Genomic DNA, 21,881 nt, shown 5'->3' with positions numbered 1-21,881 from the left:
GCTGTTATGTCTTGAAGTATACTACATTTTGAATCAGGACAAACGATAGGTGGAAGCGCGGAATCGATTTGATCCTTGAACAATATGAAGGAGGACATTCCATGCCACTCGATCCGCAAGTACAGACGGTTTTAGAACATCTTAAACAGCAAGGCATTCCGCCTTTGCATACATTGGATATAGACATTGCCCGTACTATCAATCTTAGCGCACTGGCAGCGCAGCCGGATCACGTCTGGAAGGTAGACAATTTGACCATTCCCAGCGACAGTGGACAGATTCCGATTCGTGTGTATACACCGCAAAGCGAAACGCTACTTCCTGTCATGGTATATTATCACGGAGGTGGATGGGTAGTCGGAAATCTGGATGCTGTAGACGTATTATGTCGGCAGCTGGCTAACGGTACGAACAGTATAATCGTGTCTGTCGATTATCGTCTGGCTCCGGAGCACAAGTTTCCTGCTGCGATTGAAGATGCGTATGCAGCAGCAGATTGGGTCGCCCGCCATGCGCATTCTCTGGGCGCTGATTCGCAGCGAATCGCTGTAGGAGGAGATAGTGCGGGTGCGAATCTCGCTGCCGCCGTAACATTGATGGCTCGGGACAAAGGGACACCTGCACTGCATATTCAATTTTTGGTAAATCCGGTTATGCAGTATTCCTTTCACACAGATTCGTATCAACAACATGCAGAGGGATATGGGCTGACTGCGGAGACGATGCGATGGTTTTGGAAGCAATATTTGGCAAATGAACAAGATGGATATACTGCGTATGCTTCACCGCTGTTGGCGGACGATCTGAGTGGACTGCCTCCGGCACTGATCTTTACCGCTGAATTCGATCCTCTACGCGACGAAGGCGAAGCTTATGCTGCCAAGCTGCAAGCCGCAGGTGTTCCGGTTGAGTGGAAACGTTATGAGGGAATGATTCACGGATTTCTACTGCAAACGGGAGCCTATGACCAAGCGAACAGAGCACTACAGCATGCGAATAGCGTACTGAGCAACGTGATGCATGGATCGGCTGACTGGTTAACTAACAGCGATATCCATATCCAAGTAAAAGGAAAAATAGGATTGGGAATTGATCGCTGGTAGAGGTTTGAAAATGGTAAGTGAAAAGGAGGAGCTGCATGAGCAGTCCTCCTTTTTCCATTGCACTGCTTCTAAGTTCTTATCTACTTCTTATCTCTACGAATAATATCGTCTCTACGTTTGAGCGCTACCTCTACGTAGTACCTGCTATCCGTTATCCCATATGCGCCGCTGCTCGAATCTCAACCAACTGCTCAGGAAACGCCAGATAGGTTACCCCGATCATACTGCCTGCCGGACGATGTTCACCGACATATTCCTTGAATATCTCAATTGCCATCTCACCGTGCGCTTGTGCATCCGTTAGATACAGCTCTACATAGGCTATATTTGATTTCGTTACCCCAAATTGCTTCAATACGCCATCCAGATTGTTCAGCGTTTGCTGCATTTGTGCTGTAATATCGCCCGTTCCAACAAATTCACCCTCTGCATTATGCGAGAATTGTCCAGAGATATATAGCGTCTGATCGACACGATAGCCTTGCGAAATGCCATGATCCCACAGAGAATGGTTATATGTTTGAATTGTTGTCATGATCGTAGCCCCTTTACTTTGAATTAATGCTAGTATAAACTGGGCAAAAATCATGGGGTAGTACGCACAATAAAGACAGGTACTATCTGAAAGGATAGTGTAACGATGGGCATCAGAGACTTGAAAGGGCACGAAACGGTGATTGCAGATACGCCATTTGGTTATACGATGTCGGTGATTGGCGGCAAATGGAAGCTGGCGATTTTATACGTGCTCGCAGACGCACAAACGGTTCGTTTCAATGAGATGCACCGACAGATCGGGACAATTACGTACAAAGTTCTCAGTGCGCAGCTTAAAGAATTAGAGGCAGACGGGCTTGTCAAACGCAATGAATATCCGCAGATACCACCGAAAGTAGAGTATTCGTTAACACCAAAAGCACAAACGTTACTGCCTGTATTGGAGCAGTTATGCGAATGGGGAGCACAAAATCGTTAATCCACAACCTCTCCGTTATACTGAAAGAAAGGCAATATTGCGCTTGGCTTGCATCGGGACGTATAGCAACAGAGGGAATACGTAGAACGCGACCCATGGAGGCAGGAACGAGCGAAAGGCAAGGTGACAATCATGAGCATCCACTATAAAGAATATGTACGGCTAAAAGAAGGCGGATACCATTCGGTCGGCACATTCGGCGACCATATTTATGCGTATGAAGTACTAACCGGATTCACTGATACACCAGAGTATCATCAGATTTCCAAGGAAGAATTTGATTCGTTTGAAGTCTGGGGTCAGAACGATGATATAGATATGCAGACATTCTATAAGATCGCTGGACGCCCTGTCCTGTGTAGCGGGTATCTGGGCAGAGCGCAGCTAGACATGTCATTGCTGCAAGATTTATAAAAAACAAAACATAATACACGCTCTATCCTCCACAAATCCATTGTATTCCCCCTACAAACAGTGTTACTCTGAGGAGTGGCAAACGCAAACAGGATGTTCTGCAGTACATCCAAGCACCAACCCTATTTTATCTGCAAAGAAAGGTAACACTATGATTAAAGTTGAACATCTCTCCTTCTCGTTCCCGCAAAAGGAGCTATACAATACCATCTCCTTTACACTGGAAGAAGGGCAACATTGTGCATTTATCGGAACGAGCGGCAGTGGGAAAAGTACCTTGATCGATATGCTGATCGACCCGCAGCGGCATGTGTTCGATGGCAAGCTGGAGATCGATCCAAGTGTCACTATCGGGTACGTCAGTCAATTTTCCCAAGTCGATACGACCAAGCCAATCACCGTTTTTGAATATATCGCAGAACCATTTATGAAGATCCAGGATGAGATTACCGACATCTATGCTGAGATGGCCACCACATCGGATATGGATGCGCTTATGGAGAAATACCAGCTGGCGCTGGATGCAATGGAAGCCATCGGCGGAGATGATTTTGAGAGCAAAATTAACAAGCAACTCAATCTCGCCAACCTCATGAAGCTCAAAGATACAGATGTATCCTCTTTGAGTGGCGGCGAATTCAAGCTCATTCAAGTCATGAAGGAAATGCTGAATCGTCCTGACCTGATGATTATGGATGAGCCGGATGTATTTTTGGACTTTGAAAATCTCAATGCGCTCAAAAAGCTTATCAATTCCCACAAAGGCATGCTGCTCGTCGTCACGCATAACCGCTATCTGCTCAATCATTGCTTTAACAAAATCATTCATCTCGAAAATGCAGAGATTCAGGAGTTTGACGGACGCTATATCGGTTACAACTTCTCATTGCTGCAAACGAAGATTGAGATGCAGGAGATTGCTGTCGCTGAAGCGGAAGAAGTGGCGCGCAATGAAGGCATTATCGATAATCTGCGTACCATCGCGACATACAATTCCGACGAGTCCCGTGGCAGAGCGCTCAAGGCGAGAATGAAGGTACAGGAACGATTGGAAGCAAGCCGCATCAAAGCGCCATTCGTGGATATTAAACAGCCGCTTATTGGTTTTGGGCTGAGTCGTGAGTTGGAAGACGAAACCGTTATTGTACAGGTGAATGACTACGGTGTTTCCTTTGACGAGCTACTGCTAGAGCATGTGGATTTTGAAATGAAATCGACAGACAAAGTGGCGATTATCGGTGCAAACGGAACGGGTAAAACGACGTTGCTGCGGGATATTTTCCGTAATCAGCAGGATTCGATTGCCATTCATGACGATGTGCAGGTCGGTTATCTATCTCAGTTGCAAGGCGAGACGTTGACCGATGCCAATAGTATTCTGGAAGAGTTTATCGAAGCTGGATTCAGCACGTATGACGAGATTAGAGCGTATCTGTCCAGCTATGGCTTTGAAGGGGAAATCTTGAACCAGAAAATCCAATCGCTATCTGGCGGCGAGAAAAATATGCTGCAACTAGCGAAGATTGCTGCTAGCAATGCCAATCTGTTGCTACTCGATGAGCCGACAAGCCATCTGGACATCTACACACAGATTGCGCTGGAAACAGCGATCAAGGAGTACAAAGGCGCGATTCTGATGATCTCGCATGATTTCTATTCGGTTGTGAACGGGATGGATTATGTGCTGATCATCGACAACAAGACGATTCGGAAAATGAGTATGCGCAAATTCAGACAGATGATCTATGCGAGCCATTTTGACAAAGACTATCTGGCAAACGAGCAGAAGAAAAAGGCTGTTGAACTACAGATTGAACTGGCGTTGAAAAACACGGATTTTGAAGGCGCGCAGAGCTTGATGGATGAGCTGGAAGCGTTGATCAAGTTGCTTTAAGTTGGAGCGGTAAGATGGTGCATTGCTCAGAAGCTTCTTTGGTTCGGATGGTATACTGTTTATGTTGTGCTTAGCTGAATGGGATACCATTTGCACGGGATGAAAGATGCGTATGAGGACAAACCAATGGATGAGGAGAAAGTGATATTCGTTATTTTAGATACGGCGATCGCTGAATCCTTCCCATTGTTGCAGTGATTCTCCTGATCCAATGTATTTTTGTAAAGAAACCACTCTATTGGGAGTGGTTTTCTTTTTGGCTGCGGATGTATGATGGGATAAAAAGGATTGAAGACGTTCAAGACATTGAAGACGTTAAAACTATACAGGATGACAGAAAGGTTGTGCGACACTTATGAGCATGCGCTATACGGAATATGTACGTTTAAAGAAAGGACCGTATCAGTCAGTCGGGATGTTTGGCGATGATATTTATGTGTATGAAGTGCTGACTGGGGTGGCAGACTCGCCGGAATATCATCAAATTTCCAAAGAGGAGTTCGATTCTTTTGAGGATTGGGTTCAGACGCATGGCAAAGATATGAAGAAATTTTACGAAATTGTGAATCGTCCGGTGCTGTGTAGCGGGTATTTGGGAAGTGAGTATTTGGATACGTCGTTAGTTCGTGATATGTAGTAAGATGGAATGGCAAGTATTGCTAAGTGAAGTACTTTAGCATTTTATTTGAAGCAATCGATTATGAGAATAGGGGATGCCTATGGACAAAGTTCAAGTATTGCATTACTTTCGCGAGTTATACGCCGAGTTGAATATGATTCTATGTGAGTTCGACCCGTACGGCTTGTCCGATAAAGGTGAGATCGCGGACGAATTTGATGAGGAAGCATGGCAGATTTTATATGGTTTGGTAGATGTTCATAATCTGGATGAAGCCATTGATCTCGTTACATATGTGTTTGTGAAGGCGTTTGATGCGCAAGCTTTTAACAAGGAAAATTGTTCAGGAGTGGCTACGCGTATCTATGCATGGTGGTTAAGTAAGTAGAAGGCAAACGAGAAATTAGAACTAGAGTTAAAAGTGAAGAAATCTCAGCTTATGCAGGCAATGGATCGGTCGAATCTGCTTTTCAGGTATAATACATGTACCTATTATAATCAATGATTGGAAGGAGAATGGGATGAAGTTATTTGAGAAACTGCAAAAGAAAGTAACTGTGAATGACTATACATTCCATTGTGTGATCAACCAGAAACCTTCGATTCCGATGGTTAGTGTCAAAGTCTATTCTTCCAAAACCTCTTATGTGGAATTTCTATTTAGTTGGAGAAGAATGCATGATGTGAATCCCAATCGTCCTCTAGTGTGCGCACGTCTGATCCAGTATGCTATCGATCAGGGATGGGATTATCATAAAGAAAAACAAGTTAAAATCATTGAACAAGGTGATGATATAATTGACCTGTTAAAGTTGGAGGAACTGGATGATATGTAATAGACAATGCAATCACAAAAAGACTGTAGTTCTAAACTACAGTCTTTTTGGATACATTTAAACTGTTGCTACCAGATAATAAAGGAAACCAGAAATAAGAATGAGAGTTAAAAGTGAAGAAATGATAATTTGCTTAGAACTTTTTTTCTTTTGAGCAGCATCACTTTGTTTGTACTCTCTTACCGCTTTTATAATAATTGCTACAAGAAGAATCAATACTAAAACAGGAAGAACATATATAACAAAGTTATTATAGTTCCACATACGTTCACCCCCTAAGTAAAAAATTATTGAGGAGTAATGTTAAAAGCTAATGCCCAAGTCATTTCCAAGTAAATACCTGTACTATTTGCATTGTTAGCAGCGACTCGTGAAGCCAGTAGTCCAAAGTAAGCTGCTGTGATTCCTGGAGGAATGGCAGGAATAGCTCCAAAATAAGCAGCAACTATAGCAACCCCACCACTAGTTGCCGATACACCGGTAAGGTCAGCAGAAAACCTATTAGCTTCGCAACTATTCATATAACGGCTATAACCCCACCAGTATTGTTGGACAGCTGTATTTTTTCCAGCGCAAGATGCTGTGACCGATTTGCTGAGATCAGAAGTAAGAGGTGCTAGATTTTCAGACGTAATACTTAAATCAGAATGTGCCTTTAACTCGCCAGATTCAATTTGCTTGTTTAACGTATCAAAGTAGATTTTCTGCCCTTGTAGTAGCTCTAAATCCACCTCATCTTTTTGAGCTTTAGAATAATCTAGTTCAAAAAATCCACTCTCATTTACAGATACATAAGGTTTTAAAGCCAAAATATCTTGTTTTGTAAATTCTTTATTTTGAGTATCGCTAGCGAAGGTCGGCGTACAAGCTACTGTGAAAAGCACTAAAGCTAATAAAAAACCAATTGTTTTTTTCATTTTTCCTCCTAAGTATATGTTCTTTCTACATATAATTATTGCTGAATGTACAATCAAGCCTCCTTCATTTATACGTTTGAATACATTTTTAGTCTAACAAAACATCTTGACTGATAAAGCTTTTCGACAAAAACAAACTATTTTCTTAGCTAAATTGAGCCTTTTATCATTTACTATATTTACCATGAAGATCATTTAATTGGTATACAAGATATAACATTTATTACTTTGGTCTTATACACAAATAAAGCTTAGTTATTAAATAATCAATGTTTGAAAAATAAAATATAGAATGAATGTTATGTATACCATTAAGCCTTTCACGTTGAAAGACTTAATGTATATATGCTATTTATCGTATTACAAAGCCGTCTCGAGCTCCTGCGGCATCTCCGGCTCCAACTTATTACGCAGCCCGTACAACAACCCCGCCCCAACCAGAAACGCCACCGCATCCGCAATGACCAGCGACCACACAACCCCATGGAACCCACTCACATGATTCGCAATGAACAATACCGGAATCAGCGTCACGCCTTGAATGATCGACATAATAAACGCCGCCGTACCTTGACCCGTTGCTTGGAAAATACCAGTGAACAGTGTCGTCATGCCAGTAATGAACAGCGACAAGAACGTCACATGCAAAATATAACTGCCCATCACAATCAACTGCGGATCATTCGTAAACCAGCCGATCAGATGATCCGATACTGCATATACCACTACGCCAAACACCAGTGCCATAGCCACAATGACTTTGATCGTAAATCCGACCGTTTGCTTCATCCGCAGTTTATTCGCGGTAAACGAGAAGGCGATTAGCGGCACGACCCCTTCACACAATCCCATCAGAATAAACTCTGGAAATTGCAGCAATCTCGACGAGATCCCGTAAGCGGCAACGGAAGCATCGCCGTATTCAATCAGAAAATAGTTCAGGATCAGCGACATCGCACCAAGGAACACACTCATGATAAACACAGGTACACCGATTTTGAAGACATTGCTCATGATCTCTTTGCTCGCTTTGAACCATTGGATCGACACGCTCAGAAATGGACTTTTGAAGCCCAGATGATGCGTGTAAAAGGCACTTGCGACTAGATTCGAGACTACGGTAGCAGCAGCGACGCCGGTCACACCCCAGTGGAGTACGAAGATAGCTAGTGCATCCAGTACGATATTGACGGCAACGCTCAGAATCATACCGATCATGGACGTAATTGCCGATCCTTCGGCACGCACGATATTTTCTAACGTGAAGAATAGGACGACGACGGGAGAGCCGATCAGCATGACGGTCACGTAGTCTTTGGTAAACGCGAATGACTCGGTCGTCGCGCCCAGCCCGGAAGTGATCATATCCACTAGCGGCAGTCCGACGAGAATAACGAGCATACCGAGCAGCAGACTGCTGTAAAAGGCGAAGGACGAAACGTGCTTGGCGTCGTTGTAGCGCTTTTCACCAAGTAGACGGGAGATGAATGTACCGCCGCCCATACCGATCAGGTTGCCGAGTGCCATGATGATGGCGAACAGTGGCAAAGTTAGCGCCAGCGCGGTCAGCATCGCTGTGTTGTGCAGCGTGCCGAGGAAGTACGCGTTCAAAATGGAGTAGATGACGCTCATGGATGTACCAAGCATCATCGGAACGGCAAAGTGGGCGACGGCTTTGGCGATAGGGGCTTTTTCAAAGTAATGCAGATTTTCTGTATCCATGGGGATTCCTGCTTTCTGTAGATAATTTGGCTGTTGAAATATTTGGTCTATCAATGATTGCCTTACAGTGTTAGTTGAGCCTTACACTGTTAGATGTTATCATGGGATGAGATGCTTGTAAAGCATAAACTTACAGTGTTAGATAAAATTTTTCGAGGGATGGATATAGATGAAAAAGCAGCAGCCTCAAATTTCAGAGGATAAGATTCTTGAAGCGTCGTGGGAGCTTCTCGGGGAAGACGGCATTGAGAAATTAAGTATGCGGCGGCTTGCCGATCGGCTCGGCATTCAGGCGCCTTCGCTATACTGGCATTTTAAAAGCAAGCAGCAGTTATACCAGCGGCTGGCGAATCATGTATCTAAAGTGATCGTGGATGAGCTGCATAGCGAGGGGAATTGGAAGCAGCAGCTGACCGAACTTGCCGTTACTACGCGTGATGTATTGAGCCGCTATCCGTGCTCCACACAGCTTATGATGATGACGCTGCCGCATGATCCGGACATTATCCGCTTCACCAACCGGATGCTCTCTTGTGTAGAGGAAACACCGCTGGCGCAGGATCAGAAGATGCAGGTTGTGACGACGCTGATCAACTTTGTGTTTTATTTTGTGCTGGATCATTATCAGCATCAGCGTAATGTGGAGATCATGAGTCAGGAGCAGCAGTCTACGATGGGCGATCATATGATGCAGGTGATGGATTCGATGCCGGATCAGGATACGTGGCTGTTCCGGCGCATGTTCCAGAATGAGCTGTTTGAGCTGATGGGAAGTGATCGGGCGTTTGATTTTGGACTGAAGGTGATTTTGCTAGGGATTGAGCAGGTGATTGTGGAGCAGAATATGGATGTGTAACTTTTTTCACTGATCCATTGCTCACATTGGCGGTACTATGTTAACATATCGGAATGGCAGTAATGCCTAACTAACTTCATATATTTAAGGGCTATGATTGCTGTGGATCACACTACAGCAGGAGCAGCTTCTGGAGAGACTGCGGGTACACCGCAGCGCCGAAGGGTTCACAATCTCAGGCAACCGGACAGAAGAGTACGAATAGATAGGTGTCATGCGGCGACGTATATGCTGCGGGGCACGTATGTATTTTGTTATTCTTGTGCGCTGAGAGATTGGATGATATCCAGTCTCTTTTTTTATTGTTTTTTACAGAAAGATAGGAGATCAAGGGGGAAACATGATGACACAGACAGGGTTAAAACGAGAACTTGCCAACCGGCATGTTCAGTTGATTGCAATTGGAGGAACGATTGGAACGGGGCTATTTCTCGGCTCCGGCAAAGCGATTGAGAAGGCGGGGCCTTCGATTATTCTTACGTATTTGATCGTCGGCATGGCGATTTTCTTCGTGATGCGGGCGCTGGGGGAATTGCTGCTGTCTAAGGCGGGATACCAGTCGTTTACGGATATTGCCGAAGATTATTTGGGACCGCGTGCAGCATTTGTGACGGGTTGGACGTATTGGTTTTGCTGGATTATGACGGCGATGGCGGATGTGATCGCGGTCGGCGTGTATGTGCAGTACTGGTTTGATATTCCGCAGTGGATGCCAGCGGTGCTGTGTCTGATCGTATTGTTAGGTCTGAACCTAATGACCGTCAAAAACTTCGGGGAGCTGGAATTCTGGTTTGCGTTGATCAAGGTCATTACGATTCTGGCGCTGATCGGGCTGGGCATTGTACTGCTGGTGATGGGCTTCCGCACGGATGCAGGTACCGTATCGGTACGCAATCTATGGGAGCATGGCGGCATATTCCCGAATGGCGTGTCGGGCTTCCTGTTCTCGTTCCAGATGGTCGTATTCGCTTATGTTGGCGTAGAGCTGGTCGGTGTATCGGCAGCAGAAACCGCCAACCCGGAGAAAAGTATTCCAGCGGCGATCAACAAAATTCCGCTGCGCATTCTGTTCTTTTATGTTGGCGCGCTGTTCGTGCTGCTGTGCATCAATCCATGGACACAGCTGAGTCCGTCGGAAAGTCCATTTGTCCGTACGTTTACGCTGGTCGGTATTCCGGTGGCAGCGGGCATTATTAACTTCGTCGTGCTGACGTCGGCGGCTTCCGCTTGTAACAGCGGCATGTTCTCGACAAGTCGCATATTGTACAATTTGAGCCGTAAGGGTCAGGCTCCACAGCGACTGGGCAGACTGAACCGCAATCATGTGCCGAGTCAGTCGCTGTTCCTCTCTACCATTGTGATCTCTGGTGGTGCGCTACTGAGTAAGCTGTTACCGGGACAGGCATTTGAGATTGTGACGACGATCAGTGCCATTTGTTTTATCTGGGTGTGGGGTGTCATTCTGGTGTGTCATATTCGGTATAAACGAAGTCGCCCGGAGCTGCATGCGACGTCTCGCTTCAAAGCACCATTTACACCGTGGATCAATTATGTAGTACTGGCGTTATTTGCGGGTATTCTGGTCATTATGCTCATCTCTGGTGAGACGCGTCCGGCGCTATTATGTACACCGATTTGGTTTATTTTGCTGCTGGTATTGTACCAGCTTCGCGGGCGAAAAAGAGACAGTGAGCCGGTGTTGGAGACGACGAATACGTAAGTTGCAGATGAATGATAGCGGAGTGTCAAACATGCCGTGACAGCTATCAAAGAAACTATTATGTCCAGAAATGACATACGAAACACAGTGCAAACAAATGCACCTATTTCACACGAGTAGGAGTATGCAGTACAGCTTATCTTCAAGTATACAAACTGCAATCATAATGATATGTGTGAACAGCTCTATGATCTATATATGCATAGAGCTGTTTGGTATTGGATTTCGATTCGTCTTTTTTGCATTCAGAAGCACTCTGTCTGTGTTGAAAGTAACCACGTACCTAATGCTTGGAAATGACGATCATTGTGAATGTGCCTGTTGCAATCTTGCTTTCCGATACTCCTTTGGCGTTTGCTCATATGCCTTTTTGAACGACTGGATAAAATGGTTCACATGATTGAATCCGACGTGCTGTGCGACTTCGGTAATTGTATCGTCCGTACCCAGCAGCAGATCGCAGCTCTTTTTTAATCGGTATTTGATCAGGTAGTCGTAGGGCGTCATATGGATCGTTTTGCGGAAGCTGCGGGTGCATTCGGATACGCTCAGATGTGCGATGTCGGCGATTTGTTGCAGCGTGATGGGATCAACGAAGTGCTGGTGGATGTAACTGAGCATGAGCTGCAATCGCTCCTGCTGCTGTTTGGCATGTTTGGGTAACTGCTCAGTGGACAATGGAATATGGGAAATCAGCGTGAACCACAGCTGTAGCGTCTTGATCGATACTTCATATTGCCAGCCCCAGCTTGCACCGGCGATCTCGAATGTATGCTTCATCTCCCATAGCATATCCAGAATGGCATGTTCCCAGTCGTGGTCACCTCGGATATCTAGCGAGACGAGGGATGAGTTGGTGTAGGGCGTTACGTAATTCTTTTCCATTACGCTATCGCCGTAGAAGGCTAGCAGCTTTTCGGGAAAATTAAAGCTGACGTACTGTCCGTCGTGTTCCAAATATGTAGCGATATGCAAAATGCCTTTGTTGATCAGAATCGCCTGTCCCTGCTCCAGATGGTGGTCGATGCCGTTCACCTGAATGACGAGCTTGCCACGGGTGGCGAGGGTAATTTGTAGCTCGTCATGCCAGTGCAGATCGTTGAAGCCGCGCCCTTCGGGGATGCTGTTGTGGGTGGTATGGGTGTACATGATGTAAGGGAAGGAGTCGTCGGGGTAGGCGATATGTTCGAATAAAGGTTTGCTCATAAGGGTTCTCCTTTGCTGCATTTGATATTTTGCATATATAGATGACGATATTTCGATATAAATAAAGGATATCCTTACACCGAGAAACAGAAAACGGTGATATTATTATATCAGATCTAAGGCTTATCTCTATAGCCTGTGCACAGACGTTCGGATAAGACCTCTATGAATATGGAGGCATGGTAATGAATAATCATAAGATGTTTTGGGGTATTCATCCGTATGTATTGCTGTTTATTAGCATTTTGTCAGTATCGATCTCGTCCATTCTGATCAAGATGTCGGATACGCCGACTGCGGTGGCGGGCATGTACCGACTGTACATCTCTGTACTAATCATGCTGCCGCTCGTGCCATGGCGTACGCTGCGCACGCTACGGTTGAACGCAAGCGATTGGGGCAGTGTGATTGCGGCAGGATTGCTGCTGGGCATGCACTTTCTATTCTGGATGGAATCGCTCGTGCATACGTCGGTAGCAAGCTCGATGGTCATTTTGGCGTTACAGCCGTTGTTTGTAATGATTGGCTCGTATTTTATGTTCAAGGAGCGGGTGGGGATAGCGAAGGTTCTCTGTCTAGTGGCGGCGTTATTCGGCTCGGTCATTATTGCATGGGGCGATATTGGTGTATCGCGGCAAGCGCTGTTCGGTGATGCGTTGTCGTTGATCGGGACGCTGGCAGTTTCGGCGTATTTTCTAGTCGGGCAAAAGGTCAGTCGTAAAATGAACGCCAATCTGTATAGTGTGATCGTCTTTCTGATCGGCGGTAGTATGCTGCTGGTGTATAGTTTGTGGAATCAGTTGCCGCTGACCGGATACTCTGGTGCGGACTGGACGTACTTCCTGCTATTGGCGATTATTCCGACGATGTTCGGGCAGTATATTTTCAATCTGCTGCTTCAATCGATTGGAGCGACGACAGTGTCGGTGGGCATTATCGGCGAGCCGGTACTCGCGATTGTGATGGCGTATCTGTTTCTGGGTGAGCAGATGTCGGCGTTTCAATTTACCGGCGGACTGCTCACATTGCTAGGCATGGGCATGTACTTCTGGTTACAATCGCTGAAACGTCCGATAGCGGACTATGTACCGGTGGATGAACCGATCAGGTGAATTCCATTAGCAAATAGAATGGAGTCAGATTTGGCATGAACGATATGCCGGATGGTATGATGCCTACACAAGTGATCACGATGGGAGTGGGATATATGGCAACATTTGAAGATTTGTTGAAGCTGGATATTCGGGTAGGCACGGTGATAGGAGCAGAGTTTTTCGCCAAAGCGCGAGTGCCTGCGATCAAGCTGGAGATTGATTTTGGAGAAGAAGTTGGTGTGAAGCGTTCCAGTGCACAGCTGACGAAGCGGTATGAAGCAGAGCAACTGGTCGGTCGGCAGGTGATCGCGGTTGTGAATTTTCCACCGCGCCGGATTGCCGGGTTCGATTCGGAAGTGCTAGTGTTAGGCGGCGTACCGGGCGAAGGCGACGTGATTCTGTTGCAGCCAGAATTTGACGTGCCGAATGGCACGCCGATTGCGTAGGTTGCTTGCAGGTGATTTGGATGTTGGCGAATGGGTCATATCGGCGTGTAGTTCTTGTATACGTTGCGGATTATCTGTATGCAAATTGCTGATGGAAGAGAGCGTATAAAGTGATGCTTGTATGATATGGTATGGAGTGCATTCGTATCTGTACTTTGTATTAAAAAAGGCAGTAGCCCAATGAACGAATCAACTAGGTACTTGATCCGATAACGGTTGGGCTGACTGCCTTTTTATTTTGTTCATTTAGAGAAGATAGCGAACGATAAAGCATGATGATGCAATACATCTGCTTTACCATGTAGATGCGGGTATGCCTGTACGTTTTTTAACAACGGTATACTAGATCTGGGTCTGTACCAATTATTTGGTCTGATCTTCGTTGGAAGGAAAGTTGGCGATGTAACGATTGCGTTTCTTTTCATCAATACTCAGATCAATCAGTTTGATTAATCGATTTCCGATTTTAATTAGGAAATAGAGTCCAACTGCCATCAGGACGATGCCGAGTATCCATGGAAGTAATGTAAGGAGCGGGAAAAAGGCTGCGCCCAAATTTAAAGTATTGGATAGGTAATAGCTTGCCATTCTCAGAATCATCCTTTCTAAAATGGATCTTGATTATGTATCGATACAACATGGGCGATATATGGCTGAAGCAGTAAATCATTGTCCCCATACCTATAGATAAACTCCAATATATACGTGTTGAGGTATATTTTACATAAAAAGAAAGCTATATCATACCCCGATTGACGTATTCTTTAGTAAAGCAAAATCCAAATTAGTAAAAGAAGGTGGTCACTGTATGTTTATCACAATGATGATGTGTATCCCGCAATCATTGGATTACATCTAAATTCTTCGCTAATATAATAAACACCACCGTAGCGCCTTCGGGCAAGATTCCCTATGCTCACGGTGGTGTTTGATTTCGTTTAGTATCAACTTGAAGCCAAGCTAATCAAGCAAAGCATGTGATTCCGCCTTGAAATGATACCGCCCCTTCGGCACGACCATCGGCGAGCCAGATACCGGATCGGGAATGACCGTACAATCCAGTCCAAAAATCTCCTTCACCCGCTCACTCGTAATCACATCCGCAGGTGAGCCTTGTGCAATCAGCCGTCCGGTGTGCAGGGCGAAGATATGATCAGCATAACGCGCTGATAGATTAATATCGTGCAGCACCATCACAATCGTCGTGCCATGCTTGCGATTCAGATCGGTCAATAGATCCAGAATCTCCACCTGATACGTAATATCCAGAAACGTCGTCGGTTCATCGAGAAACAGAATATCGGTTTCCTGTGCTAGCGCCATAGCAATCCACACACGCTGACGCTGCCCGCCAGATAGCTCGTCGATATTAGCATTGGCAAACTCGGTAATATCCATAATATCCATCGCTTCCGCAACTGCTTCGTAATCCTTTTTGCTCCAGCCACTGAACAGCGATTGATGCGGGAAGCGTCCGCGTCCGACTAGATCGGCAACGGTGATGCCTTCCGGTACAATGGGCGATTGCGGCAGTAGTCCGATCACGCGTGCCAGCTGCTTGGATGGAATTTTGCCGATAGGTTGGTCGTTCAGCGTCACACTGCCGGATTGCGGCTTGATCAGGCGCGCCATTGTCTTCAGCAGCGTGGACTTGCCGCAACCATTGGCACCGATCATCACGCTGATCTGATTGCCGGGGATGGATAGGTCGATACCGTGAATGACCGTTTTGTTCTCGTACCCCGCGACAATCTGCTCTGCCCGGAACGTATGTGTTGGTTTCATTATAGTTCGCCCCTTTGATTCATGCGGATTAACAAGAAGACGAGATATGGCGCTCCGATCAGCCCGGTGATGACTCCCACCGGAAACCGATACGTAAAGGCAAATTGTCCGATCAGATCGGCAGCCAGCACCAGATTCACGCCAACCAATCCCGCTGGCAGCACATTGGAGAAGCCTACCCCAACCAATCGCCGCGCAATCGGTCCCGCTAGAAACGAGACAAAGGCAATTGGTCCGGTCGTAGCGGTTGCCATTGCGACCATACACACGGCACTCACAATCAGTGCAATCCGCGTCCGATCTGTACTAACACCGAGCGACGATGCCGCCTGTTCTCCTAGCTCTAGCATATCCAGATGTCGTCCCAGCACCAGTACAATCGGTGTGCCGATCAGCACAAGGATGAGCAGTGGTGGCAATTCATCCAATTGCGAGCCGTTGAGACTACCGGTCAGCCAGCGAAGCGCGGACGGAATGTCCTTTTCCGAACTGATTAGTAGCAAATACGAGATCACTGCATCCAGCATCGCCTGAATCCCGATTCCGGTCAGAATAAGCCGCCCGATGGAAAAGGATTTGCCCCGCGACAGCATGTAAATGAACAATGTCGTCACCAATCCGGCAACTACCGCCGCGACCGAAACGACGGCACCGCTCGTTTGCAAAATAGCGATACAGAATACCGCCGCTGCACTCGACCCGGATGTAATACCGATCACATTCGGATTGGCAAGTGGATTACGCAGCATCGTTTGAAATACATAACCAGCGATTCCAAAAGCAAAGCCTGCCAGCAGTCCCGCCAGCATACGCGGCAATCGAATCGTACTGACGGCAAACGACACGCCCTGAATCTTCTCCCCCGTCAAGGCGCGCAGTACTTCCGGCAGCGGATAGATCGTATTGCCGAGCATCAGCATCGCACAACATAACGCCAAGGCAAGAACGGCGAGCGATACAGTCACCAGCATCCAGCGACGGCGGCGCTGCTGACGTCCGGTACGAATAAAGGAAATCGTCTGTGTACTCATAAGGACCTCACCTTGGAGCGCATCGCCAGCATAATTAGAATCGGCGCCCCAATAAAGGCAGTCACGACCCCAACCTCCAGCTCGCCCGGATTACCGACCAACCTGCCACCCACATCAGAAATTGTCAAAATAATCGCGCCCGCCAGCGCCGACATCGGAATCACGAATCGCAGATCCGGTCCGATCAATAGCCGTACCAGATGCGTAGACAACAGCCCGATAAAGCCGATTGGTCCCGCCAGTGCCGTTGCCGCACCGCATAACAATACGCCCGCTAGCGCAGCGATCATACGCAGTGTGCCTGTACGCACACCGAGTCCAGTTGCGACCTCATCGCCCAGCGCCAGCGCATTCAACGCCGGAGCCGTAATGAAGGCAATAATTAGCCCGATAATCAGAAATGGCAAAAAGGTCATAATCCCGCTCCACGTCGCCGAACCCACACTGCCCACCTGCCAGAAGCGAAACTGATCCATCACATGCGAGCGCGGAATCAGAATCGCCGTTACAAATGAAGATAGAGCCGCACTGATGGCGGCTCCAGCTAGAACAAGTTTAATGGGCGTAGCACCGCCACGCCCCATGGAGCCAATACCGAATACAAGTACAGCGGTCAATGCTGCTCCGACCAATGCCAGCCAGATGTACTGATTCGGACTGCTAATATTCAGAAAAGCAATGCCGCACACGACGAACAGCGAAGCACCCGTATTCACGCCGAGAATACTCGGATCGGCGAGCGGATTGCGGGTGACCGACTGCATCAGCGCGCCGGATACTCCGAGCGCGCCGCCGCAGAACAGACTGAATACCGTGCGTGAGATGCGCTTGCGCACGATGTTGGCACCGTACGATTGCGCATCTGGATGAAACAAACCGTCGATCAATTCTCGAAACGAAATCGGTCGTGAACCGAGCATTAGCGAAGCGACAATGCTAACAACTAGCAAAATCATGCACAGGATTATCACCAGCGCCCAATGCTGCGGCAGATGGCGACGCGGCTGCTCGGTATGCGGAGGCGCTATATTATCCATTGTTTTTGTCGAGCGCATCGCCAATCAACTTCAGATACTCATCAATTGTGTACGAAATGGACAGCGGGTTTGGTGTACCGGCAGCAACCAGCGGTGTATCACTGGAGATGAAGGCAACCGAGCCACGTTGAATTGCTGGAATTTTGCCTAACAACGGATCGGCTTTGACTGCTTGATACAGCTTGTCATCGCCATAACCGACGATCAGATCGGCATCGTTTAACGCTTCTGCATTTTCCGCACTCAGATTAAGAGAGTAGCTAGTAGGATCGGTAATTTGCTTGGTTACACTTTCCGGGTACTCCATGCCGAGTTCATACAGGAACGAGACGCGGGAATCGACCGGTGTGTAGATGTGCAGCTTGGACAGATCATCAGCAGAGAAGTTTACCCAAACGACTTTTTTACCTTTGATTTGTGGATAGGCGCTTACTTTGTCGTTGATCAGCGCTTCGGTATCGTTGATCAGCTGTTCGCCTTCTTTTGCCATGCCCATACCGGTTGCATTCAGTGTGACTTGTTCACGCCATGTTGTTGCCCACGGTGCTGTCGGATAAGCGACAACAGGAGCAATTTGGCTCAACAGATCGTAATCTTCCTGTGTGATGCCGGAGTATGCTGCCAGAATGACATCTGGCTTGGAATCAGAAATCGCTTCAAAATCAAGTCCGTCTGTATCTTGAAATACGTTCGGATTGGTCGCGCCCAGCTCTTTCAGCTTTTGCGCTGTCCATGGCAAAATGCCGCTGTCATCCTGCACGCCAAAGTTCGCTGCGGAGAAGCCGACTGGTACAACGCCCAGTGCCAGTGCCACGTCCTGATTTGCCCATTGCACAGTAGCGACGCGTTCCGGTTTTTTCTCAATGACGGTTGTGCCCAGTGCATGTTTGATCGTGATCGGATATTGAACATCATCGGTTGCAGTCGCCGCCGTTTCGGATGTACCTGCTTCGCTGGCAGCTGGCGTTGCCGTATTGGTGGACTGATTGTTGGAACAACCAACCACGACGAACATCAGCAGAGCCGACAGAATAAGAGCCAACGAGGAGAATGTGTGTCTGTTCATTATGAGGAACCCCTTCCGTAATGCATAAATTGAGTTGATAACGCTATGTATGGCAATGAAATCTGTTAACTGAGTATATGAATAGCACAGATAACGATAGATAGAACATGATAATGATTATCAACCTCACTCAATATAGCTTTTTCACAAAACCGATGTCAATGAAAATGAGTAAATATCAGCAGTTTTTGATAGATGTATACAAATAATGTGAAACTATTGATATATGCTTTATACAAATAAAATGTACGTACATATGTAATAGTCAAGTGTGGAGTTAAACGTAAAAAGGTGAATTTTGCAGGATAAAGTAGTAAAAAGAAGCATTTATTTTGTTAGTGAAGCGTTTTCTTTGGTCATTAGCGATATAGCATGATTGTGAAATTGACAAATGTACGTACAATATCTATACTGAACAATGTTAGCAAAAGAAAACGCCTTCTTTTGGCATTATGATGGTGGACATCGCAGTAATATAGGCATGAATACCGCGTAATCACTCGTTTTATAGCGTTTAGCAGAGATTTAACAGAATGATTCAAATTGTAATTATGTATGCGCTCTACTCACGATGATGCTCATCATTTAGCAGCATCAACGAGATATAGAACGTAAACAACAACATATGGTATGTACATTATCCGGTAAGCGCTTTTCTGGCGCATGACGGAATCTGATTGTATAACAGCACAGCAAGTAGCAATGATCCGGCAAGCAGTCAATAGATGCGGGCAGGATGCGGAGTGCGGACAAGCATATCCAGCGCATTTGGGAGAGGGGAATACGTGATCATGAGTCAGGTGGACGTAAAGGATAGTATCGCCAACGGTGCAACATCGCTCGGAATCGAATTTGGATCGACCCGGATCAAGGCAGTTCTGATCAATGAGCAGTTTGAGAGTATTGCTTCCGGTAGCTATGAATGGGAGAACCAGCTGAAGGACGGATATTGGACGTACGATCAGAAGGACATTATTACGGGTCTGCAAACCGCATACCGCGAGATGAAGCAGGATGTGCAGCAGCAATACGGCATTACGCTGGAAAAGGTCGGTTCGATCGGCTTCTCAGCGATGATGCACGGGTATGTCGCCCTCGACAATGACGGCAAGCTGCTCGTTCCATTCCGCACCTGGCGTAATGCGACAACCGGTCAGGCGGCAAAAGAACTGACGGAGCTGTTCCAATTCAATATTCCCGAACGCTGGAGTATTGCCCATCTGTATCAGGCGATTCTGAACGAGGAATCCCATGTACCGCAACTGACATTCCTGACTACACTGGGCGGTTACATACACTGGCTGCTGACTGGCAGCAAAGCAATCGGCATCGGCGATGCGTCCGGTATGTTCCCAATCGACGAATCCAGTCACAATTATCACCCGGATATGGTCAAGCAGTTTGACGAGCATGTGTCAGGCAAAGGGTATCCGTGGAAGCTGGAAGATCTGCTGCCGCAAGTGTATCGCGCTGGTGAAGTTGCCGGAACGTTGACTGCGGATGGTGCGAGATTGCTTGATCCGGCACAGCATTTGCAGGAAGGCATTCCGCTTTGTCCGCCAGAGGGCGATGCCGGAACGGGCATGGTGGCGACCAATAGCGTACGCAAGCGCACGGGTAACATCTCGGTCGGCACATCGGTATTTGCGATGATCGTGCTGGAAAAGGAATTGTCCAAGGTGTACCCGGAGATTGATCTGGTGACGACGCCAGATGGTAGCCCGGTCGGCATGGTACACGCCAACAACTGCTCCAGCGATATTAACGCATGGATCGGATTGTTCCGTGAATTTGCCGAAGCGATGGGTTATGAAGCAGACAGTGCGAAGCTGTTCAGCGTGATGTTCAATAAAGCGCTCGAAGCCGATCCAGATGGCGGTGGATTGCTCAGCTACGGCTACTATTCCGGCGAAAATATTACCGGTATCGACAAAGGCCGCCCGCTGTTCGTCCGCTCACCGGAAAGTCGCTTCAATCTAGCGAACTTTATGCGCACCCATCTGTTCAGCGCATTCGGCGCACTCAAGATCGGAATGGATATTTTGACCAAAAACGAGCATGTCGTAATCGACAGCATTCTAGCACACGGCGGCTTGTTCAAAACACCGGTCGTTGGGCAGCGTATCGTTGCAGCAGCAATGAATGTACCGATCTCGGTCATGTCGACTGCTGGTGAAGGCGGCGCATGGGGTATGGCACTGCTGGCGTCCTACATGATCAACAAGGATGAGAGCGAACGTCTGGATGACTATTTGGAAAACAAAGTATTCCACGATGTGGAAGGCGAGCAGGTTGCACCAGTTGCAGCCGATGTCAGAGGATTTGAAACCTTTATTGAGCGGTATCAGCAAGGTCTGGCGATTGAGCAAGCTGCCGTCGATCATCTGCTGGAGAACGGAGGAAACCAATCATGTTAGAACAACTCAAACAGGAAGTCTATGAAGCGAATCTGGAATTGCCGAAGCACGGTCTGGTGAAATTCACATGGGGCAATGCAAGCGCGGTCGATCGGAAGAGCGGATTGTTCGTAATCAAGCCGAGCGGTGTTAGCTACGAAACGATGAAGCCGAGCGATATGGTCGTTGTCGATCTGGACGGCAATGTGGTGGAAGGCGAGATGCGTCCTTCTTCTGATACAGCAACCCATGCGGTGCTGTACAAGCATTATGAGCAAATCGGCGGTATCGTGCATACGCATTCCACTTGGGCAACGATCTGGGCGCAAGCCGGTCTGGATGTGCCAGTGATGGGGACGACGCACGCCGATACATTTTATGGTGCGGTGCCATGTGCGCGTTTCCTGAACAAGGATGAGGTGGATCGCGGGTATGAAGCCGAGACGGGCAACGTGATCATCGAGACGTTTGAAAAGCGTGGTCTGGATGTGATGGCAATTCCGGCGGTTCTGCTGCACGGTCATGCACCGTTCACATGGGGCAAGGATGCCAAGTCTGCTGTCGTGAACAGCGTCGTGCTGGAAGAAGTGTGCAAAATGAATCTGTACGCGCGTCAATTGAACCATTTTGCTCAGGAGCTACCGCAAAATATTCTCGACAAGCATTACCTGCGCAAGCACGGCAAGGATGCGTACTACGGACAGAAATAGACCATGATGTTCATTCCAAACTACGTAACATACCAGTTTGATACTTGAAATAT

The 21,881-nt window shown here is 47.2% G+C and carries 23 protein-coding genes and 1 riboswitch; of the genes, 13 read left to right on the top strand and 10 right to left on the bottom strand.

What is annotated here, in order from left to right:
• Nucleotides 1-101 precede the first annotated feature (101 nt).
• Nucleotides 102-1,103, top strand: coding sequence for an alpha/beta hydrolase (locus tag ACE3MZ_RS23575; protein ID WP_411344507.1), 1,002 nt, complete (start codon nucleotides 102-104; stop codon nucleotides 1,101-1,103).
• A 151-nt stretch (nucleotides 1,104-1,254) separates the two neighbouring features.
• On the opposite strand, the gene ACE3MZ_RS23570 is transcribed toward ACE3MZ_RS23575, so the two are convergent.
• Entirely contained in the window at nucleotides 1,255-1,638 is a 384-nt protein-coding gene (locus tag ACE3MZ_RS23570; protein WP_411344506.1) for a RidA family protein, read from the bottom strand.
• Between the two features lie 105 nt (nucleotides 1,639-1,743).
• Here ACE3MZ_RS23570 and ACE3MZ_RS23565 point away from each other — a divergent pair, with 105 nt between their 5' ends.
• The 6 genes from ACE3MZ_RS23565 (at nucleotide 1,744) to ACE3MZ_RS23540 (ending at nucleotide 5,842) form a co-directional block, all read left to right on the top strand.
• Nucleotides 1,744-2,079 (top strand): winged helix-turn-helix transcriptional regulator, encoded by a 336-nt coding sequence (locus ACE3MZ_RS23565; protein WP_411344505.1) that lies wholly within the window; start codon nucleotides 1,744-1,746, stop codon nucleotides 2,077-2,079.
• 132 nt (nucleotides 2,080-2,211) lie between these two features.
• A complete protein-coding gene (locus ACE3MZ_RS23560; protein WP_411344504.1) occupies nucleotides 2,212-2,493 on the top strand; it encodes a hypothetical protein in 282 nt (93 codons plus the stop codon).
• A gap of 151 nt (nucleotides 2,494-2,644) precedes the next feature.
• Nucleotides 2,645-4,387 carry an ABC-F family ATP-binding cassette domain-containing protein gene (locus tag ACE3MZ_RS23555; protein ID WP_411344503.1) on the top strand — a complete coding sequence of 581 codons (1,743 nt, stop codon included), beginning with the start codon at nucleotides 2,645-2,647 and terminating at the stop codon, nucleotides 4,385-4,387.
• Between the two features lie 355 nt (nucleotides 4,388-4,742).
• On the top strand, nucleotides 4,743-5,024 hold the full coding sequence (locus tag ACE3MZ_RS23550; RefSeq protein ID WP_411344502.1) for a hypothetical protein: 282 nt from the start codon (nucleotides 4,743-4,745) through the stop codon (nucleotides 5,022-5,024).
• An 82-nt stretch (nucleotides 5,025-5,106) separates the two neighbouring features.
• Nucleotides 5,107-5,394, top strand: coding sequence for a hypothetical protein (locus ACE3MZ_RS23545; protein ID WP_411344501.1), 288 nt, complete (start codon nucleotides 5,107-5,109; stop codon nucleotides 5,392-5,394).
• 133 nt (nucleotides 5,395-5,527) lie between these two features.
• On the top strand, nucleotides 5,528-5,842 hold the full coding sequence (locus ACE3MZ_RS23540; RefSeq protein ID WP_411344500.1) for a hypothetical protein: 315 nt from the start codon (nucleotides 5,528-5,530) through the stop codon (nucleotides 5,840-5,842).
• Between the two features lie 57 nt (nucleotides 5,843-5,899).
• On the opposite strand, the gene ACE3MZ_RS23535 is transcribed toward ACE3MZ_RS23540, so the two are convergent.
• The 3 genes from ACE3MZ_RS23535 to ACE3MZ_RS23525 all read right to left on the bottom strand — a co-directional run bounded on the left by ACE3MZ_RS23535 (nucleotide 5,900) and on the right by ACE3MZ_RS23525 (nucleotide 8,481).
• Nucleotides 5,900-6,106 carry a hypothetical protein gene (locus ACE3MZ_RS23535; RefSeq protein ID WP_411344499.1) on the bottom strand — a complete coding sequence of 69 codons (207 nt, stop codon included), beginning with the start codon at nucleotides 6,104-6,106 and terminating at the stop codon, nucleotides 5,900-5,902.
• A 23-nt stretch (nucleotides 6,107-6,129) separates the two neighbouring features.
• Nucleotides 6,130-6,759 carry a hypothetical protein gene (locus ACE3MZ_RS23530; protein WP_411344498.1) on the bottom strand — a complete coding sequence of 210 codons (630 nt, stop codon included), beginning with the start codon at nucleotides 6,757-6,759 and terminating at the stop codon, nucleotides 6,130-6,132.
• A gap of 360 nt (nucleotides 6,760-7,119) precedes the next feature.
• Nucleotides 7,120-8,481, bottom strand: a complete 1,362-nt coding sequence (locus ACE3MZ_RS23525) for an MATE family efflux transporter (protein ID WP_411344497.1) — start codon at nucleotides 8,479-8,481, stop codon at nucleotides 7,120-7,122.
• A gap of 169 nt (nucleotides 8,482-8,650) precedes the next feature.
• Between ACE3MZ_RS23525 and ACE3MZ_RS23520 the strand changes: the two genes are divergently transcribed.
• Nucleotides 8,651-9,337: a TetR/AcrR family transcriptional regulator gene (locus ACE3MZ_RS23520; RefSeq protein ID WP_411344496.1), complete on the top strand. Its 687-nt coding sequence runs from the start codon at nucleotides 8,651-8,653 to the stop codon at nucleotides 9,335-9,337.
• A gap of 120 nt (nucleotides 9,338-9,457) precedes the next feature.
• Nucleotides 9,458-9,538: riboswitch (glycine riboswitch) on the top strand.
• 142 nt (nucleotides 9,539-9,680) lie between these two features.
• The gene (locus ACE3MZ_RS23515) at nucleotides 9,681-11,057 is read left to right on the top strand and encodes an amino acid permease (protein WP_411346898.1); all 1,377 of its coding nucleotides are present in this window, start codon (nucleotides 9,681-9,683) and stop codon (nucleotides 11,055-11,057) included.
• Nucleotides 11,058-11,360: 303 nt separating this feature from the next.
• On the opposite strand, the gene ACE3MZ_RS23510 is transcribed toward ACE3MZ_RS23515, so the two are convergent.
• Nucleotides 11,361-12,263, bottom strand: a complete 903-nt coding sequence (locus ACE3MZ_RS23510) for a helix-turn-helix domain-containing protein (RefSeq protein WP_411344495.1) — start codon at nucleotides 12,261-12,263, stop codon at nucleotides 11,361-11,363.
• Between the two features lie 185 nt (nucleotides 12,264-12,448).
• On the opposite strand from ACE3MZ_RS23510, the gene ACE3MZ_RS23505 reads away from it, so the two are divergent.
• Both ACE3MZ_RS23505 and csaA read left to right on the top strand, forming a co-directional pair.
• Nucleotides 12,449-13,375, top strand: coding sequence for a DMT family transporter (locus ACE3MZ_RS23505; protein ID WP_411344494.1), 927 nt, complete (start codon nucleotides 12,449-12,451; stop codon nucleotides 13,373-13,375).
• A gap of 95 nt (nucleotides 13,376-13,470) precedes the next feature.
• The gene (csaA, locus tag ACE3MZ_RS23500; RefSeq protein ID WP_411346897.1) at nucleotides 13,471-13,803 is read left to right on the top strand and encodes a chaperone CsaA; all 333 of its coding nucleotides are present in this window, start codon (nucleotides 13,471-13,473) and stop codon (nucleotides 13,801-13,803) included.
• Nucleotides 13,804-14,166: 363 nt separating this feature from the next.
• Here csaA and ACE3MZ_RS23495 read toward each other — a convergent pair whose 3' ends face one another.
• The 5 genes from ACE3MZ_RS23495 to ACE3MZ_RS23475 all read right to left on the bottom strand — a co-directional run bounded on the left by ACE3MZ_RS23495 (nucleotide 14,167) and on the right by ACE3MZ_RS23475 (nucleotide 18,722).
• Entirely contained in the window at nucleotides 14,167-14,391 is a 225-nt protein-coding gene (locus ACE3MZ_RS23495; protein ID WP_411344493.1) for a hypothetical protein, read from the bottom strand.
• 372 nt (nucleotides 14,392-14,763) lie between these two features.
• Nucleotides 14,764-15,588 carry an ABC transporter ATP-binding protein gene (locus ACE3MZ_RS23490; RefSeq protein ID WP_411344492.1) on the bottom strand — a complete coding sequence of 275 codons (825 nt, stop codon included), beginning with the start codon at nucleotides 15,586-15,588 and terminating at the stop codon, nucleotides 14,764-14,766.
• On the bottom strand, nucleotides 15,588-16,619 hold the full coding sequence (locus ACE3MZ_RS23485; protein ID WP_411344491.1) for a FecCD family ABC transporter permease: 1,032 nt from the start codon (nucleotides 16,617-16,619) through the stop codon (nucleotides 15,588-15,590). The genes ACE3MZ_RS23490 and ACE3MZ_RS23485 overlap by 1 nt, the downstream gene beginning before the upstream one ends.
• A complete protein-coding gene (locus tag ACE3MZ_RS23480) occupies nucleotides 16,616-17,674 on the bottom strand; it encodes a FecCD family ABC transporter permease (protein WP_411344490.1) in 1,059 nt (352 codons plus the stop codon). Before ACE3MZ_RS23480 ends, ACE3MZ_RS23485 begins: the two co-directional genes overlap by 4 nt.
• Entirely contained in the window at nucleotides 17,649-18,722 is a 1,074-nt protein-coding gene (locus ACE3MZ_RS23475) for an iron-siderophore ABC transporter substrate-binding protein (protein ID WP_411344489.1), read from the bottom strand. The genes ACE3MZ_RS23480 and ACE3MZ_RS23475 overlap by 26 nt, the downstream gene beginning before the upstream one ends.
• A 791-nt stretch (nucleotides 18,723-19,513) precedes the next feature.
• Here ACE3MZ_RS23475 and ACE3MZ_RS23470 point away from each other — a divergent pair.
• Nucleotides 19,514-21,139: a xylulokinase gene (locus ACE3MZ_RS23470; RefSeq protein WP_411344488.1), complete on the top strand. Its 1,626-nt coding sequence runs from the start codon at nucleotides 19,514-19,516 to the stop codon at nucleotides 21,137-21,139.
• A complete protein-coding gene (locus ACE3MZ_RS23465; RefSeq protein ID WP_411344487.1) occupies nucleotides 21,133-21,828 on the top strand; it encodes an L-ribulose-5-phosphate 4-epimerase in 696 nt (231 codons plus the stop codon). Before ACE3MZ_RS23470 ends, ACE3MZ_RS23465 begins: the two co-directional genes overlap by 7 nt.
• Nucleotides 21,829-21,881: the final 53 nt, after the last annotated feature.

Origin of the sequence: Paenibacillus sp. WLX1005 (assembly GCF_046603685.1) — a bacterium.
In the GTDB taxonomy this organism is placed as follows: Bacteria; Bacillota; Bacilli; order Paenibacillales; family Paenibacillaceae; genus Saccharibacillus.
This window is presented reverse-complemented; position numbering and strand designations above follow the sequence as displayed.

Coding starts and splice junctions, on each gene's coding strand:
- ACE3MZ_RS23520 (WP_411344496.1), top strand. CDS start 8,651: ATGAAAAAGCAGCAGCCTCAAATTTCAGAGGATAAGATTCTTGAAGCG.
- ACE3MZ_RS23560 (WP_411344504.1), top strand. CDS start 2,212: ATGAGCATCCACTATAAAGAATATGTACGGCTAAAAGAAGGCGGATAC.
- ACE3MZ_RS23570 (WP_411344506.1), bottom strand. CDS start 1,638: ATGACAACAATTCAAACATATAACCATTCTCTGTGGGATCATGGCATT.
- ACE3MZ_RS23540 (WP_411344500.1), top strand. CDS start 5,528: ATGAAGTTATTTGAGAAACTGCAAAAGAAAGTAACTGTGAATGACTAT.
- ACE3MZ_RS23480 (WP_411344490.1), bottom strand. CDS start 17,674: ATGCGCTCGACAAAAACAATGGATAATATAGCGCCTCCGCATACCGAG.
- ACE3MZ_RS23525 (WP_411344497.1), bottom strand. CDS start 8,481: ATGGATACAGAAAATCTGCATTACTTTGAAAAAGCCCCTATCGCCAAA.
- ACE3MZ_RS23565 (WP_411344505.1), top strand. CDS start 1,744: ATGGGCATCAGAGACTTGAAAGGGCACGAAACGGTGATTGCAGATACG.
- ACE3MZ_RS23530 (WP_411344498.1), bottom strand. CDS start 6,759: ATGAAAAAAACAATTGGTTTTTTATTAGCTTTAGTGCTTTTCACAGTA.
- ACE3MZ_RS23555 (WP_411344503.1), top strand. CDS start 2,645: ATGATTAAAGTTGAACATCTCTCCTTCTCGTTCCCGCAAAAGGAGCTA.
- ACE3MZ_RS23495 (WP_411344493.1), bottom strand. CDS start 14,391: ATGGCAAGCTATTACCTATCCAATACTTTAAATTTGGGCGCAGCCTTT.
- ACE3MZ_RS23505 (WP_411344494.1), top strand. CDS start 12,449: ATGAATAATCATAAGATGTTTTGGGGTATTCATCCGTATGTATTGCTG.
- ACE3MZ_RS23545 (WP_411344501.1), top strand. CDS start 5,107: ATGGACAAAGTTCAAGTATTGCATTACTTTCGCGAGTTATACGCCGAG.
- ACE3MZ_RS23535 (WP_411344499.1), bottom strand. CDS start 6,106: ATGTGGAACTATAATAACTTTGTTATATATGTTCTTCCTGTTTTAGTA.
- csaA (WP_411346897.1), top strand. CDS start 13,471: ATGGCAACATTTGAAGATTTGTTGAAGCTGGATATTCGGGTAGGCACG.
- ACE3MZ_RS23490 (WP_411344492.1), bottom strand. CDS start 15,588: ATGAAACCAACACATACGTTCCGGGCAGAGCAGATTGTCGCGGGGTAC.
- ACE3MZ_RS23475 (WP_411344489.1), bottom strand. CDS start 18,722: ATGAACAGACACACATTCTCCTCGTTGGCTCTTATTCTGTCGGCTCTG.
- ACE3MZ_RS23470 (WP_411344488.1), top strand. CDS start 19,514: ATGAGTCAGGTGGACGTAAAGGATAGTATCGCCAACGGTGCAACATCG.
- ACE3MZ_RS23550 (WP_411344502.1), top strand. CDS start 4,743: ATGAGCATGCGCTATACGGAATATGTACGTTTAAAGAAAGGACCGTAT.
- ACE3MZ_RS23575 (WP_411344507.1), top strand. CDS start 102: ATGCCACTCGATCCGCAAGTACAGACGGTTTTAGAACATCTTAAACAG.
- ACE3MZ_RS23515 (WP_411346898.1), top strand. CDS start 9,681: ATGACACAGACAGGGTTAAAACGAGAACTTGCCAACCGGCATGTTCAG.
- ACE3MZ_RS23465 (WP_411344487.1), top strand. CDS start 21,133: ATGTTAGAACAACTCAAACAGGAAGTCTATGAAGCGAATCTGGAATTG.
- ACE3MZ_RS23510 (WP_411344495.1), bottom strand. CDS start 12,263: ATGAGCAAACCTTTATTCGAACATATCGCCTACCCCGACGACTCCTTC.
- ACE3MZ_RS23485 (WP_411344491.1), bottom strand. CDS start 16,619: ATGAGTACACAGACGATTTCCTTTATTCGTACCGGACGTCAGCAGCGC.